This is a genomic window from Bartonella gabonensis, assembly GCF_903679515.1.
In the GTDB taxonomy this organism is placed as follows: Bacteria; Pseudomonadota; Alphaproteobacteria; order Rhizobiales; family Rhizobiaceae; genus Bartonella; species Bartonella gabonensis.
In genome coordinates this window covers 1-15,340 of sequence record NZ_CAHOYM010000020.1, presented here as the reverse complement: position 1 = coordinate 15,340, position 15,340 = coordinate 1, and the positions used below count along the sequence as shown (strand labels likewise).

At 39.0% G+C, this 15,340-nt stretch carries 12 protein-coding genes and 2 pseudogenes; 2 read left to right on the top strand and 12 right to left on the bottom strand.

Going from position 1 to position 15,340, the window contains the following annotated elements:
• Window position 1: 1 nt before the first annotated feature.
• From lpdA to tpiA, 12 genes and pseudogenes are all read right to left on the bottom strand, one after another.
• Window positions 2–1,462, bottom strand: coding sequence for a dihydrolipoyl dehydrogenase (lpdA, locus tag HWX04_RS05150; protein WP_175869128.1), 1,461 nt, complete (start codon window positions 1,460–1,462; stop codon window positions 2–4).
• 214 nt (window positions 1,463–1,676) lie between these two features.
• A complete protein-coding gene (locus HWX04_RS05145; RefSeq protein WP_175869127.1) occupies window positions 1,677–3,020 on the bottom strand; it encodes a pyruvate dehydrogenase complex dihydrolipoamide acetyltransferase in 1,344 nt (447 codons plus the stop codon).
• Between the two features lie 14 nt (window positions 3,021–3,034).
• Window positions 3,035–4,399, bottom strand: coding sequence for a pyruvate dehydrogenase complex E1 component subunit beta (locus HWX04_RS05140; protein WP_175869126.1), 1,365 nt, complete (start codon window positions 4,397–4,399; stop codon window positions 3,035–3,037).
• Between the two features lie 16 nt (window positions 4,400–4,415).
• Window positions 4,416–5,456: a pyruvate dehydrogenase (acetyl-transferring) E1 component subunit alpha gene (gene pdhA / locus HWX04_RS05135; RefSeq protein ID WP_175869125.1), complete on the bottom strand. Its 1,041-nt coding sequence runs from the start codon at window positions 5,454–5,456 to the stop codon at window positions 4,416–4,418.
• A gap of 114 nt (window positions 5,457–5,570) precedes the next feature.
• The gene (locus tag HWX04_RS05130) at window positions 5,571–5,903 is read right to left on the bottom strand and encodes an FtsB family cell division protein (RefSeq protein ID WP_175869124.1); all 333 of its coding nucleotides are present in this window, start codon (window positions 5,901–5,903) and stop codon (window positions 5,571–5,573) included.
• A 186-nt stretch (window positions 5,904–6,089) separates the two neighbouring features.
• A pseudogene (locus HWX04_RS05125) lies at window positions 6,090–6,531 on the bottom strand (TM2 domain-containing protein).
• A gap of 391 nt (window positions 6,532–6,922) precedes the next feature.
• The gene (locus HWX04_RS05120) at window positions 6,923–7,330 is read right to left on the bottom strand and encodes a TM2 domain-containing protein (protein WP_175869123.1); all 408 of its coding nucleotides are present in this window, start codon (window positions 7,328–7,330) and stop codon (window positions 6,923–6,925) included.
• 113 nt (window positions 7,331–7,443) lie between these two features.
• Window positions 7,444–8,712, bottom strand: coding sequence for a phosphopyruvate hydratase (gene eno, locus HWX04_RS05115; RefSeq protein ID WP_175869122.1), 1,269 nt, complete (start codon window positions 8,710–8,712; stop codon window positions 7,444–7,446).
• A 70-nt stretch (window positions 8,713–8,782) separates the two neighbouring features.
• Window positions 8,783–9,619 carry a 3-deoxy-8-phosphooctulonate synthase gene (gene kdsA, locus HWX04_RS05110; protein WP_175869121.1) on the bottom strand — a complete coding sequence of 279 codons (837 nt, stop codon included), beginning with the start codon at window positions 9,617–9,619 and terminating at the stop codon, window positions 8,783–8,785.
• A gap of 36 nt (window positions 9,620–9,655) precedes the next feature.
• Window positions 9,656–11,284, bottom strand: a complete 1,629-nt coding sequence (pyrG, locus tag HWX04_RS05105) for a CTP synthase (protein ID WP_175869120.1) — start codon at window positions 11,282–11,284, stop codon at window positions 9,656–9,658.
• A 127-nt stretch (window positions 11,285–11,411) separates the two neighbouring features.
• Window positions 11,412–11,864, bottom strand: a complete 453-nt coding sequence (secG, locus tag HWX04_RS05100; protein WP_175869119.1) for a preprotein translocase subunit SecG — start codon at window positions 11,862–11,864, stop codon at window positions 11,412–11,414.
• An 82-nt stretch (window positions 11,865–11,946) separates the two neighbouring features.
• Window positions 11,947–12,711: a triose-phosphate isomerase gene (gene tpiA / locus HWX04_RS05095; protein ID WP_175869118.1), complete on the bottom strand. Its 765-nt coding sequence runs from the start codon at window positions 12,709–12,711 to the stop codon at window positions 11,947–11,949.
• A 149-nt stretch (window positions 12,712–12,860) separates the two neighbouring features.
• Here tpiA and HWX04_RS05090 point away from each other — a divergent pair, with 149 nt between their 5' ends.
• Together HWX04_RS05090 and HWX04_RS05085 are read left to right on the top strand one after the other, a co-directional pair.
• The gene (locus tag HWX04_RS05090; RefSeq protein ID WP_175869117.1) at window positions 12,861–14,750 is read left to right on the top strand and encodes a peptidyl-prolyl cis-trans isomerase; all 1,890 of its coding nucleotides are present in this window, start codon (window positions 12,861–12,863) and stop codon (window positions 14,748–14,750) included.
• 433 nt (window positions 14,751–15,183) lie between these two features.
• Window positions 15,184–15,321 (top strand): annotated as a pseudogene (locus tag HWX04_RS05085) (integrase); the annotation flags it as partial.
• Window positions 15,322–15,340 lie beyond the last annotated feature (19 nt).

The window sequence follows — 15,340 nt, the reverse complement described above, 5'->3', positions numbered from 1 at the left end:
ATCAAGCGTTTAAAACTTGACCATAAGCATCCAATACACTTTCTTTCATCATTTCTGATAAGGTCGGATGCGGAAAGACAGTATGCATCAATTCTTCCTCTGTTGTTTCAAGGTTCATGGCAATAACAAAACCCTGTATCAGTTCTGTTACCTCAGCTCCTACCATATGAGCTCCAAGAAGCTGCCCTGTTTTTTTATCAAAAATCGTTTTTACTAACCCCTGATCTTCACCCAAAGCAATCGCCTTGCCATTTGCGGAAAAAGAATAGCGACCAATACGTATATCATAACCTGCTTCTTTTGCTGCTGCTTCTGAAAGCCCTACAGACGCAACTTGCGGTGTACAATAGGTGCACCCTGGAATTTTTTTCTTATCAAGCGGATGAACACTCTTTAAGCCCGCAAGATGTTCAATACATATCACGCCTTCTTCTTCTGCTTTATGGGCTAACATAGGAGGACCTGCCACATCACCGATAGCGTAAACACCCGCAACCCCTGTCCAACTCCATTCATCAGTTACAATGCACCCACGATTGGTTTTTACCCCCAACGCCTCTAACCCAAGATTCTCAATATTACCCTGAACCCCAACAGCGGAAATCACTCGATCAACAGTCATTGTCTCTGTTTTGCCCTTAACATCAATATGTATTGTCACAGAATTGGAAGCTTTTTCAACCTTCGTTACTTTTGCGTGGCAAAGAATACGTAAACCTTTTTTCTCTAGCTGTTTACGAGCAAATGTTGAGATTTCAAGATCTTCAGCGGGCATGATATGAGGCATCATTTCAACAACAGCGACCTTTGCTCCCATATCATGATAAAAGGAAGCAAATTCAATACCAATAGCCCCAGACCCTATGACCAAAAGCGATTTCGGCATTGCTGGCGGTATCATGGCTTCAAAATAAGTCCAAATGAGCTTTCCATCTGGCTCAATACCTGGAAGGACACGAGGACGTGCTCCTGTTGCAATAATGATGTGCTTTGCTTGATAAGTCCCCTTCCCTAATGTTCCTTTAGGGATTGGATTTTGCGGTTGCATAACCGGTTTTGAGGATGAAGAAACCATAATTTCCCCAGGTTGGCTTCCTCTTGCTTCTTTCGTAAGCTTTGCTTCACCCCAGATAATATCAATCTTATTTTTTTTCATTAAAAAACCAACACCAGCATTTAAACGTGCTGAAACGCCGCGTGAACGTGTCACAATATCTTGAATGTTTGCTTCAATTGAACCATTAATTTTTAGTCCATAATCTTTCGCATGCTCAGCAAAATGTTTCATTTCCGCCGAACGTAAAAGAGCCTTTGTTGGAATACACCCCCAATTTAAACAAATCCCTCCCAGATGTTCACGCTCAACAATTGCAGTCTTAAAGCCACATTGCGCGGCACGAATTGCAGTTACATATCCGCCTGGACCTGATCCAATCACAATCACATCATAAAGATTTGCCACAGTATTCCTCCATGGATATATATAAAATGGATATGCACTTTTTGAACTTAAAATTGAAAAACAACATGATAAAATTATCTTATGTTTCTACTCTACACTTCACATAAATGCTTTACCCAAACCAGAAAAAGCAATAGTATTACTCTTCAAACTTTTTTAATTTGCTTTCACTCTCTTAACACACACTCTCATAATTTACGTGAAGAATTGTTGTTCAAATCAACATTGCTAATGGATTTTCAATTATCTTCTTAAAAGTCTGTGCTAACTCTGCTGCTAAAGCACCATCGACAGCACGATGATCAACAGAAAGTGTAACCGTCATAACTGTTGCAACAGCTAATGCACCATTTTTAACCACAGCGCGTTGCTCTCCTGCACCAATCGCAAAAATCGTCGCATGGGGTGGGTTAAGAATAGCAGAAAAACTTTTCACACCATACATTCCCATATTTGATACAGCTGTTGTTCCCCCCTGATATTCTTCCATTTTTAATTTACGCTCACGCGCACGCTTTGCAAAATCCTTCATCTCTTTGGAAATAAGCGATAACGGCTTTTCCTCTGCATGGCGAATAATCGGTGTAATTAATCCATCGGGAATAGAAACAGCAACCCCAACATCACAATGTTTATGATGAAGCATTCCACCTTCAAGCCAAGAGACATTTGCATCAGGAACCGCTTTTAAAGAAAGTGCAACGGCTTTTATTACCATATCATTAACAGAAAGCTTATAAGTAGGCTTAGCTTCTTCCGACGTCTTAACCATTGGTGCTGCAGCATTTAGTTGTGCACGCAACGCTAATAGTGCATCAAGTTCACAATCTACGGACACATAGAAATGTGGGACTCTTTGCTTTGATTCTACCAAACGTGTAGCGATCGTTTTACGCATATTATTATGGGATGTAAAAATATATTCATCCTCTTTGAAGAGTTGCAATATCTGTTTCTCAGAAACACCTGCTGCGCCTCCCTCTCCGATTTGTGACGAATAAGAAGCTTGAGAAAGATCACCGCCCATGGCTTTTTCTACATCGCGCTTGATAATACGTCCATGGGGACCACTTCCAGAAATAAGGGATAAATCAAGACCTGCCTGAGAAGCTAATCGCCGCGCTAGGGGAGAAGCAAAAAGACGAATCCCCTTTTCATCTTGCTGTATTAATTGCTGAACTGATGATTCATGAGACATTTTTGTCCCCTTTGAGTCCATCTGCTTCAGAGAATCTACCTGTTTTATGCCTTTTGCTTCTTGTTTTATAGAAGCAGAAGTCTCTTCTGCAACTGTTGCTGCTTCAGCTAAATCTTCACCCTCTTCTGCTAAAACAACAATCAAAGCATTCACTTTAACGCCTTGTGTTCCGGCAGGAACAACAATTTTGGCAACTGTACCATCATCAACGGCCTCGACTTCCATCGTCGCTTTATCCGTTTCAATTTCAGCAATAACGTCTCCAGAGGAAACCTTATCGCCCTCCTTAATATTCCATTTTGTTAAATTTCCCTCTTCCATCGTAGGGGAAAGCGCTGGCATTGTAATTTTAATGGGCATTGTGCTTTCCTCCGTTATGCTCGGTATGTCACGGCCTTAACAGCCTCAATAATTTCAGCAATATCAGGTAAAGCCAACTTCTCAAGATTAGCAGCATAAGGCATTGGAACATCTTTGCCAGAAATCGTTGCAATGGGTGCATCAAGATAGTCAAAAGCCTGCTGCATAACACGCGTTGCTATTTCAGTTCCTACAGATGACTGAGGAAAACCCTCTTCGATTGTTACCAAACGACCTGTTTTTTTAACAGAAGAAAGAACTGTTGGAAGATCCATCGGACGAATGGTTCGTAAATCAATTAATTCAACGTCAATACCAAGTTTTTCAAGTTCTGGTAACGCTTGAACAGCATAATGCATGCCAATCCCACATGCAACAATCGTCACATCTTGTCCAGACTTATGAAGTCGTGCCCGACCAATAGGCAAAATAAAATCATCAAGTTGAGGAACCTCAAATTGATGCCCGTATAAAATTTCATTTTCAAGAAAAATAACAGGATTATCATCACGAATAGCAGCTTTTAGCAAACCTTTTGCATCCGCAGCACTATAAGGCATAACAACTTTCAAACCTGGTATATGACTATACCATGCAGCATAGCATTGAGAATGTTGAGCACCAACACGAGCAGCCGCGCCATTGGGACCACGGAAAACCATAGGAGCAGTCATTTGTCCACCAGACATATAACGTGTTTTTGCTGCTGAGTTAATAATTTGATCCATTGCCTGCATGGCAAAATTAAAGGTCATAAACTCGACAATAGGACGTAATCCTCCAAAAGCAGCACCAACAGCCAGTCCAGCAAAGCCGTGCTCTGTAATTGGGGTATCAATAACGCGCCTGTCCCCGAATTCTGCCAACAAACCTTGGCTAACTTTATAGGCTCCTTGATATTGCGCAACCTCTTCCCCCATGAGAAAAACCGTTTCATCACGCCGCATTTCTTCAGCCAAAGCCTGATTAAGCGCTTCACGGACTGTCATTGTCACCATTTGTGTTCCCGCTGGAATATCACAGTCAGGAGGTGTCACCAAAACAAGAGACTGGGGAACTGACAAAGGAAGAGAAGGGGAGGACGCTTTAGGTTTTTGTGCTGTATCGGTAGGTTGCGAAATATCCTCAGCACGCTCACCTTCTTCTAACAAAAACGCAATAACACTATTAACTTTTACGCCTTCAGAACCTTCAGGCACAAAAACTTTACAAAGAGTGCCTTCATCAACGGCCTCTACTTCCATTGTTGCCTTATCCGTTTCAATTTCAGCAATAACATCGCCAATGCTAATCTTATCACCTTCTTTCTTGAGCCATTTAGACAGTTTACCTTCTTCCATAGTTGGTGAAAGCGCCGGCATCAAAATATCAATAGACATACTTGCTTCCCTCGCATCAAACTAAAATATCAGTATAGAGCTCAGAAGCATCTGGCTCTTGATCACTTTGTGCAAAATCTGCCGCATCAGCAACAATTGCACGGACCTCTTTCTCAATAGACTTTAAATCATCTTCACTCGCCCAATTTTGTTTAAGAATCCGACTTCTTACTTGATCAATCGGATCGTGTTCCTCTTTTATTTTTTGGACTTCTTCTTTAGAGCGATATTTTGCTGGATCAGACATGGAATGACCACGATAACGGTAGGTCTGCATATCAAGAATGATTGGCCCTTTACCCGATCGAGCCCAAGAAATTGCTTCATCAGCAGCTCCTTTTACGGATCGAACATCCATGCCGTTAACAACAATACCTGGAATTTCAAAAGAAAGACCACGACGAGAAAAATCCGTTTCTGCAGATGCACGTGAAACGGATGTTCCCATAGCATACTGATTGTTTTCAATAATATAAACAACGGGCAGCTTCCAAAGTGAAGCCATATTAAAACTTTCGTAAACCTGCCCCTGATTTGCAGCGCCATCGCCAAAATAAACCAATGTCACATTATCTTTACCAAGATATTGATTCGAAAATGCCAAACCTGAACCTATGGGAACCTGCGCGCCAACAATACCATGTCCACCATAAAAGTTCTTTTCTTTAGAGAACATATGCATCGAACCACCTTTGCCTTTGGAAAATCCTCCTTGGCGTCCCGTTAATTCTGCCATGACACCACGTGGACTCATCCCAACGGCTAACATATGTCCATGATCACGGTAAGACGTAATAACCTGATCACCTTCTTTGGCAGCCTTTAATGTTCCTATAACAACAGCTTCTTGCCCAATATAAAGATGACAAAATCCCCCAATAAGCCCCATACCATAAAGTTGTCCTGCTTTTTCTTCAAAACGGCGAATTAAAAGCATTTCACGATAGGCATTAATTTCTTCCTCTTTTGTAAAATCTGCTATTGGTGCTTTCTTTGTGGTGCTTGATAATGCAGTGCGCGCCACCGACGCAGAATTTTTTTTAAGTCGTTCTGCCATATTAAACTCCCTTTTATGATTATTTAGGAATAACCTTTACGAACAAAAGTTACAAGCCTTATCAATCGGCTTAAACAATATCATTGCTGTTTGTTGTCTAAATTAAGCGATTTTTCACTTACCTTTGGGATCATTTGAAGGCATTAAGATTGTCAATTCATTTGGCTTAGAAAAATTTAAATTCTTTCGGACATACTCATCCAACATATCCTTTTCAATATGTCCATTGCGTAAAAGAGAAATACGCTTTTCAATGAATTCCCGCTCAGCTTCTATTTTATGAAGCTCCTTTTCTAATTCGCTAATATATTGATTAACTTCACTGCGTGAATATAATCCATACTCACCATGATAAATGTGGTAACTGAAATAGCTCAAAACGCCCACCGTCATGAGAGGTAGTACAAAGCGTACTTTTATTGATCGACGTTTCTGCTTTGTCCACATAAAATAGCACAGTCTCTACAGCACAGGTTTCTTAATATTCCGCCTAACTATGCACGATTTTGATTAACACCTCATTACTCAATCTACACATGCAAACAATTTGTTATCACCAATTTATCCCCCCCTTAAGATAATCAAAGTAAGCCAGATGACCAACTTTTTATATTACAAATATTGGATATCCCACTAACTTGTGATTTGACATCCATCTTTGTCTCTAAAGTTTCCTGTTAAAATGACTATAAAATCAATCAATACCCAAGGTATAACTATTAAAAAAATCCCTATAAGCCCTATAAAAAAATTGGTATAATCATCAAACTTATTATATTTATAAGAAGCAGTGCGATGCCCGTTCCAACTTTACCAGCCATAAAGCGATGAATTCCCAACCATCAAAAAAAACAACAAACAAGTGCTATCGCTAACCTTGATTTGTCTGACTGCGATTCACTCAAAAGAGGGAAAACAGATTTAACAACATTATCTTCATATACAAAATCAACGGTATCCCCTACCTTTGGTGTTTTTTCCCTAACCAATCCCAACTTGCAAATTGATAGCGCTTACCATCAGCCCCTGAAACGAAATAATCTCCTTGATCCTGACCAATAATCTTACCCTTCATCCTTGCCCACCTATAAAGCTGCTCCTTATGTGTTATTCATAAAGAGATTATTTCTAATCTGATGATATATTAATTAAATCCACAGCGAAAATAAAATTTGTAGCAGCCGTGATAAATGTGAAATTAAAATAGCTTTGATCCCCCCCAATAATCTAATGTCTTCTGCTGCTATAAGCAGCAACATAAAATACATCTTAGTTGATTTACTTCGCTATTTTACCCATATAAAATAGCACAGTCTTTTTCAATACTTTAATTTAACTGTGCATATTTTTCTTAATATGTCACATTAAAGAAATTAGAGTACAACAATTCGGCATGATGAACTTAATATGTTTATAAAAATAAAAAGCGACCTTAATTACCTACTTATGACATTATTATAAGATTTTTACAAATCTGTAATTTGATTCCCATTTTTATCCGTAAATTTTCCAGCAAGAATGAGTATAAAATCAACAATTGCCCAAATACCGGTAATCACCAATCCAGCAATCGATAAAGATAGAACGAGCATTAAAGCACCCGTTCGGACTCTCCCAACCATAAAGCGATGGACTCCAAAGACACCTGCACACCAACAAAGGAGTGCAAACATTATCTTTGAATTCTCTGTACCTAGTCTCAACAATGGGAAAACAGAACTGACCACACCTCCTTCACAGACAAAATCAACAGTATCACCAATCCTTGGTGGCTTCTTTCCCATCCAATCCCAAGTCGCAAACTGATAACGCTTACCATCATCACCAGAAACGAGATACGTTCCTTGATCTTGACTAATAATTACACCTCTCATCTTAATCCCTATAAATTTAAATGCTTATAAATGATTGTTACCTGCCTTTGATAAGAAATCTCAATTTCATAATCTAAATGATCTTATACTTTCATATTTTGTGCTCCCAATGATCAACGATATATATTACCAGCATAATGTGCTTGGGACCCTAGCATTTCTTCAATACGAATAAGTTGATTGTACTTTGCTAATCTATCCGAACGTGCAAGAGAACCTGTTTTAATTTGTCCACAATTCATTGCAACCGCAAGATCTGCTATGAAAGAATCTTCTGTTTCGCCTGAGCGATGAGATATAATGGCACGATAACCTGCTTTATGGGCGACCTCTACAGCATCAAGTGTTTCACTCAATGTCCCAATTTGATTAACTTTTATGAGAATAGAATTGCCTACCCCCATTTTGATACCATCACGCAAACGCGCTGAATTTGTTACAAACAAATCATCGCCAACAAGCTGACATTTTTCTCCAATTGTATCCGTGAGAAGCTTCCAACCTTCCCAATCATCCTCTGCCATTCCATCTTCAATGGTAACAATAGGATAACTTTTCACAAGCTGCGCCAAATAATCTACCTGTTCCCCCATATCACGACATTTTCCCTCACCTTTATAAAAATACGAACCATTTTTATAAAATTCAGTGGAAGCACAGTCTAAACCAATGGCAATTTGCTCACCTGGGTTATAACCACATGTTATGATTGATTCCATAATAAAATCAATGGCTTGATCTGCACTTTTAAATTGAGGCGCAAAACCACCTTCATCGCCAACATTGGTATTATGCCCCGCATCTTTTAAACGCTTTTTCAACGCATGGAAAATTTCAGCACCATAACGGATGGCTTCTTTCACAGTAGGGGCGCCTACCGGAATAATCATAAACTCTTGAAAATCAATCAGGTTATCAGCATGAACGCCACCATTAATAATATTCATCATAGGTGTTGGAAGAATATGCGCTTGTGGTCCACCAATATAACGATACAAAGGTAAATTTAATGAGTTCGCCGCTGCTTTTGCAACAGCTAATGAAACACCAAGAAGTGCATTGGCACCAAGACGCGCCTTATTTGGCGTTCCATCTAGAGCAATCATTGCTTGATCAATAGCGATTTGATCTCTTGCATCCTGTCCAACAAGTTCTTCAAGAATTTCGCCATTGACTGCAGCAACCGCTTTTTCAACACCTTTCCCTTGATAACGCAAACCACCATCACGAAGCTCTATAGCCTCATGCGCGCCCGTTGAAGCTCCTGAGGGAACCAGAGCGCGACCAAAAGCTCCATTTTCTAAATGAACATCAACTTCTACTGTCGGATTACCACGACTATCAAGAATTTCACGTCCAATGATATCGACAATTATAGTCATCTATGTTTCCTTATCCAATAAAAGCCGCAATTCATCTCTAAAGCCCTATGAGTAAAATATTTTTTTCTTCTTAATTCAACTTCTTTGACAAATCATCAAATTCCATTAAAGTCTCAAGCAATCTTTGTAAATTATCAATTTTAACCATATTAGGTCCATCAGAAGGTGCATGATCTGGATCTTGATGTGTTTCTAAAAAAATACCGGCAACCCCAACAGCAACAGCTGCACGCGCTAAAACTTCAACAAATTGACGCTGTCCACCAGATGAAGCCCCATGCCCTCCAGGTTCTTGGACGGAATGTGTTGCATCAAAAATAACAGGAGCCCCAAATGAACGTAAAATAGGTAATGAACGCATATCCGAAATAAGTCGGTTATAACCAAATGATGTGCCGCGTTCACAAAGCATAACATTTGGATTACCACTGTGAACAACCTTTTTTAAAACATTCTCCATATCCCACGGAGCTAGAAACTGACCTTTTTTAATATTAATAACACACCCTGTTTTGGCGGCTGCGATCAAAAGATCTGTTTGACGACATAAAAAAGCAGGTATTTGTAAAATATCAACCGTAGAAGAAACAATTCTACATTGCTCTTCGGTATGCACATCAGTCAATATGGGGCAATCAAACTCTTTTTTTAAATCAGAAAAAATAGCCATTGCTTTTTCAAGACCAATGCCACGTGCTGCACTCAAAGAAGTTCGGTTAGCTTTATCATAACTCGATTTATAAACAAATCCGATACCAAGCTGATCGGTCATTGTTTTAATACAACCAGCCATTTCAAAAGCATGCTCGCGACTTTCCATCTGACACGGCCCTGCAATTAATGAAAGAGGCATTTCATTGGAAAAAACAATATTTCCAACTTTTATACGAGCATTTGGTTTCGTCATTTTATCCCTCAAAAGAAAAGTAACCAAATTTATGCATTAAACTAATCGACTTTGTTCTACAGCGGCCTCAATAAAAGAAGAAAAAAGCGGATGTGGATCAAAAGGACGTGATTTTAGTTCTGGATGATATTGAACACCAATGAACCATGGATGATCTGCATATTCTATCGTTTCCGGCAAAATACCATCGGGAGACATGCCAGAAAAAATCAAACCACACTGTTCTAACTTATCTTTATAATCAATATTGACCTCATAACGATGACGATGTCGTTCAACAATCTTTGTCATCCCATAAATTTTGGCAATATGACTTTCTTCTTTTAATTCAGCAGCAAAAGCACCAAGGCGCATAGATCCGCCGAGATTACCATTTCTTGTCCGTTTTTCAAGAACATCACCTTTGAGCCATTCTGTCATTAAACCTACAATTGGATTTTCTGTTTCGCAAAACTCACTTGATGAAGCATTCTCAATCTGTGCGATATTGCGCGCAGCTTCTATACAAGCCAATTGCATTCCAAAACAAATCCCTAAAAATGGAATTTTACGCTCTCGTGCAAATTGAATTGCTCGAATTTTTCCTTCTGCCCCTCGAGCCCCAAAAGCCCCAGGAACCAAAATTCCATGCGCTTTTTGTAAAGCTAAAATAGAATCTTCTTTTTCAAGAAGTTGCGAATCAATCCACTCAATATTAACTTTCACTTTATTTGCTAAACCACCATGCGCAATCGCTTCGATAAGAGATTTATAAGCATCCTTTAAGCCCATATATTTTCCCACAACAGCAATTGTAACTTCTCCTTCAGGATGGTGAATGCGATGCGTAATATCTTTCCAACGATCCATTTGAGGAAGAGGAGCCGAATCGATTCCAAAAGCGCAAAGAACTTCAGAGTCTAAACCCTCTTTATGATATGCCATGGGAACATCATAAATTGTTGGCATATCTAATGCCTGAATCACGGCATTGGCGCGAACATTGCAAAAAAGTGATAATTTACACCGCTCTGTTTCTGGAATAGACCGATCTGTACGCACAAGTAAAATATCAGGAGAAATACCAATTGATTGTAATTCTTTGACAGAATGTTGTGTTGGTTTCGTTTTTAATTCACCTGCCGAAGGAATATAAGGCATTAATGTAAGATGGACATAAACGACATTTTGTCGGGAAAGCTCATTACCAAGCTGGCGAATCGCTTCTAGAAAAGGCATGGCTTCAATATCACCAACCGTCCCACCTATTTCACACAAAACAAAATCAAATTCTTCATTTTCGGTCGTAATGAATCGCTTAATTTCATCTGTAACATGAGGAATAACTTGAACTGTTGCTCCTAAATAATCCCCTCGCCGTTCTCGTTTAATGATATTGCGATAAATACGCCCTGTTGTAATATTATCTTGGCTGTTTGCAGAACGCCCAGTAAAGCGCTCATAATGACCAAGATCAAGATCCGTTTCCGCACCATCATCAGTCACAAATACTTCACCATGTTGATAAGGTGACATCGTCCCTGGATCAACATTTAAATAAGGATCAAGTTTGCGAAGACGTACACGATAACCACGAGCCTGTAATAACGCTGCTAACGCCGCCGCTGCGATGCCTTTTCCAAGGGAAGAAACCACACCACCAGTAATAAAAACATAACGTGCCATGGGCTTATGGTGATAAGCAATTTATAATGATTTTTCCAGCAAAAAATGCAAAAAGAAACAATTTTTCTTCTAAAATAAAAAAGGTGAAAAAATCACCTTTTTAAAAGTCTATATTTTCTTTAAAAAACTATTTTGTAATGTTATCTGGAACTGTCTTTTCAAGAACCGGTGGAACTGGAGTTTCCACTTCAGGATTTGTGAGCGATTTTTGTTCCTGCGAAGAATCTGGAGTGCCTTCTAGCTGTTCAAGAATAGAAGGGGAAGACTCACCATCTGATGATGGAACTGATTCTGAGCCTTTATTGGTAGAATTCTGCTCTGAACTAACCGGTATACGCTTTAAAATATCAGAACTCGAATCTGATATACTTCCCACAACAGTAAGTACAATGGACACAACAAAAAAACAATAGGCTAAAATAGCTGTCAAACGTGTTAAAGGATTTTGAGTTCCACGGCTTTTCATTAACCCTGAGCTATTACTCATACCAAGCCCACCACCTTCTGAAGGTTGGATTAAGATAACCCCAACCAAAGTAATCACAATCAATAAATGAATAATAATAAGTACTGTTTGCATAAACCCTGCTCTTCCAATAACTCTTTCATAGCTCTTTACACATAAATAACACACAATCCAAGGGGGAACTCAAATTTCTCTGCTATAATTTACGACAAACATCGCAAATCGTTAAAAAATCAATCGCTTTTAAGCTTGCTCCACCAATCAAAGCCCCATTAACATGCGGAATCCTTAAAAGCTCCAAGGCATTAGATGGCTTTACGGATCCACCATAAAGCAAACGTATCTTATTGCCTTCATCACCAAAACGAGAGTACATCTTATCACGAATGAAATAATGCACTTTTGCAATATCTTCTGAAGTTGCCGTATTTCCAGTGCCTATCGCCCAAACAGGTTCATAAGCGATAATGGTATTTTCTACTGTTGCATCATCTGGTAAAGATCCTTCAAGCTGCTGCGCAAGAACATCTAGTACTTTATTACTATTGCGCTCCTCTAATGTTTCCCCAACACACACAAGCGCCACAAGACCTGCGCGCCACGCTGCTTGCACTTTAGCACAGACAATTGCATCATTTTCCTGATACACTGTACGACGTTCCGAATGCCCAAGAATAACATGACTTGCTCCCGCTTCTTTAAGCATAAAAGATGAAATATCTCCCGTATAAGGACCATAATCATCAAAGTGACAATTTTGTCCTCCTAAAAGGAGATTTTCACCATCCAGCGTATCAGAAGCACGCGATAAAAGCGTTGCTGGAACACAAATAAGCGCTTCAAATAGATGACTGAGATCAGAGCTCATGCCTGTAGCAATAGCCCGCAATTCTCCAAGCGATTCACTCGTTCCATTCATTTTCCAATTTCCAGCAAGAAAAGGCCGAATATTTGGAGACATATTTTCACCTCAAGAGCTCTTAAGACAGTTTGTTTATCTGTAGTATCAAATTATAAAACGAAAGCAAGTCTTTAAAAGCTTGCATATTTCGTCTCTTTATTGCAAATTCCGTTGCTGCTTTGGTAATATATTAAAAATGGGATTGAACAATGCTTGACGTTATAAGAAGTGCTACAAATTCTTGGATTTGCAGAATTTTCCTTGCTATTTTACTCTTATGCTTCATTCTTTTATGGGGGATACCACATTTACACACCAAAAGCGAAAGAGATCTTATTACTTCTGGGAAGTCCATCGTAACTATCGATGATTATCGTCTCGCACTTGCCGATCAAAGTGCACGTTTAGCACAGGCAGCTCATCTTGGACGGATGTTTACACCAAATGAAATGCAGCAATACCAAATTCCCGCTTTCGTGTTTAATCAATTACAACAAAATGTACTGCTTGATGAACAAGTCCGTCAAATGAAAATAAGTCTTTCAAAAGATACAATCGCTCATACGATTGGTTCTGATAAGATGTTCCAGATAAATGGTACATTTGATAAAAATTTATTTTATAATTATCTTCAGCATTTGCGTATCAGTGAAAGTGCTTTTCTTAATTATTATACCAAACAAGAAAAGCGTACTCAACTTATTGCGGCTTTACTTTCCGAGATGAAAGCACCCGATCTCTTTTATAAAGCACTTGCTCTTTATCAAGGAGAAATGCGAAGCGCTGATTATCTCGTTATTGATCTAAAAGAAAAGCAAACAATTGCTGATCCTGATCAAGAAACACTGCAAAAATGGTTTGAAACACATCAAAGTAAATTTCGCGCTCCAGAATACCGCACTGTCTCTTTGCTATCAATGGAGCTTAATAATTTCGTAAAACCCAAAGACATCTCAACAGATGAGGCAAAAGCCTATTATACCCAAAATGCGTCACGTTTTGTAACGCCTGAAAAGCGCACATTCGAAGAACTGCGCTTTCCCACACGCGAAGAAGCCGATAATGCTGCAAAAAAAATAGCCGATGGAGTGAGTTTTGATGAACTGGTAAAAGCTGAAAAAAAGACTCTTAATGACATAAAAAAAGGGCCTCTTTCAGAAAATGAACTTCCTAATCATCTCGCATCTGAAGTTTTTGAACTCCAACAAGGGCAAGTCAGTTCTGTAATAAATGATTTACAGGGACCTGTTCTCATTCGCGTCATACATATTGAACCTGCAAGCTCTCTTCCTTTTGAAAGTGTAGAAGAAAATATTCGCCAAACACTTGCCAAAAATCGTGCGACTGATGATATCCGTAACAATTATGTTGCCATTGAAAATGCTCGTTTTGAAGGCGCTACTTTTAAAGAGCTTGCTGACCAATACAAGTTAACTCTGCGTACAATTACCCTTGATAAAACAGGCAAAACGCTTGAAGGTACAATCCTCACGGATTTGCCTCAACAAGATACTTTACTAAATGCCATCTATCAATCAAATGAAGGCGTCGATCTTGATCCTCTCTCTTTTCAAAATAGTGGATATCTCTGGTATAAGGTTGATAAAATTATTCCTGCCCGTAATAAAACACTGGAAGAAGCTAAGATAGATGTTCTTTCTCAATGGAAAAGTGAGGAAATCCAACGCCTTCTTGATGGAAAAGCCCAAAATGCTCTCAAACAGCTTATGGAAGGAAAAAATCTTGTTGCCCTTGCTCAGACACTTGGTGTTACAAAACAAACAACGCCCCTCCTCCGGCGTCAGGATCCCTCTGAAATCCTCGGTGTTGAAGGAATTAAAACATTATTTTCTGGTACCCAAGGTCATTATGGCATCATAAAAGGTCCGGTTGCAACAAACCGTATTGTTTATCAAATAAAGTCTGTAACGATGCCTAAAGATATCACGCCTCATACTCTTTCACCTGATATCCGTGCCAATATAGATATGATGATAAGAGAAGATCTTAAGCTAGAAATGCTACAAATTGCCAATAAAGAACATCCTTTAGAAATTAATAGCAAAAATTATAATCAGATCTTTAACGCTCTCCAATAAAAAGGGTGTACATAATTTAAAAAGACTTACTTGATAGAGTTTCTATCAGCACTTCCTCTATCGTTGAAAAAGTAAGATCGATCTCTTGTTTGCTTATATCTTAAGATCAACACTATAATTAACTCTCTTGCAAATCAGTGTATGTGTGGATTTGCGAGAAAGTAGTCAATGGACATGGGAAGTCCGTCTTTTTCAACACAGTAAGCAATATTATCCATCCAAATTAAGCTATAAACCTCGTTCCTATTGTCATTCATTGACAACACATTGATTTATAATGATAATCTAGCGTTATTCATATTGAATGAGAGGTTCGAATAACGTAAGATTCTCTCATTTCAAATCTGTTTATCTTGCATCAATTAAATCACTCATTTGCACATCAAAAGCGGGGCTGGCGTGTGGGTAAAAACTATAGAAGAAAGGACTAAAAATGGCTCTTATGAACCGTCTTAATGCAAGGTCTGTCGCAACATTGGGGGCTGGCAAATATAATGATGGTGCCGGCTTGCTTCTTCATAAGCGTAAAGATGGAGGTGCTCAATGGCTTTATCGTTATACCATTCACGGATAAAGTGTAAGTTTTATAT

Excerpts from the sequence above, each read along its gene's own strand:
- HWX04_RS05090 (WP_175869117.1), top strand. The coding sequence starts at position 12,861 with ATGCTTGACGTTATAAGAAGTGCTACAAATTCTTGGATTTGCAGAATT.
- pyrG (WP_175869120.1), bottom strand. The coding sequence starts at position 11,284 with ATGGCACGTTATGTTTTTATTACTGGTGGTGTGGTTTCTTCCCTTGGA.
- kdsA (WP_175869121.1), bottom strand. The coding sequence starts at position 9,619 with ATGACGAAACCAAATGCTCGTATAAAAGTTGGAAATATTGTTTTTTCC.
- eno (WP_175869122.1), bottom strand. The coding sequence starts at position 8,712 with ATGACTATAATTGTCGATATCATTGGACGTGAAATTCTTGATAGTCGT.
- pdhA (WP_175869125.1), bottom strand. The coding sequence starts at position 5,456 with ATGGCAGAACGACTTAAAAAAAATTCTGCGTCGGTGGCGCGCACTGCA.
- HWX04_RS05140 (WP_175869126.1), bottom strand. The coding sequence starts at position 4,399 with ATGTCTATTGATATTTTGATGCCGGCGCTTTCACCAACTATGGAAGAA.
- secG (WP_175869119.1), bottom strand. The coding sequence starts at position 11,864 with ATGCAAACAGTACTTATTATTATTCATTTATTGATTGTGATTACTTTG.
- HWX04_RS05130 (WP_175869124.1), bottom strand. The coding sequence starts at position 5,903 with ATGTGGACAAAGCAGAAACGTCGATCAATAAAAGTACGCTTTGTACTA.
- HWX04_RS05120 (WP_175869123.1), bottom strand. The coding sequence starts at position 7,330 with ATGAGAGGTGTAATTATTAGTCAAGATCAAGGAACGTATCTCGTTTCT.
- tpiA (WP_175869118.1), bottom strand. The coding sequence starts at position 12,711 with ATGTCTCCAAATATTCGGCCTTTTCTTGCTGGAAATTGGAAAATGAAT.
- HWX04_RS05145 (WP_175869127.1), bottom strand. The coding sequence starts at position 3,020 with ATGCCCATTAAAATTACAATGCCAGCGCTTTCCCCTACGATGGAAGAG.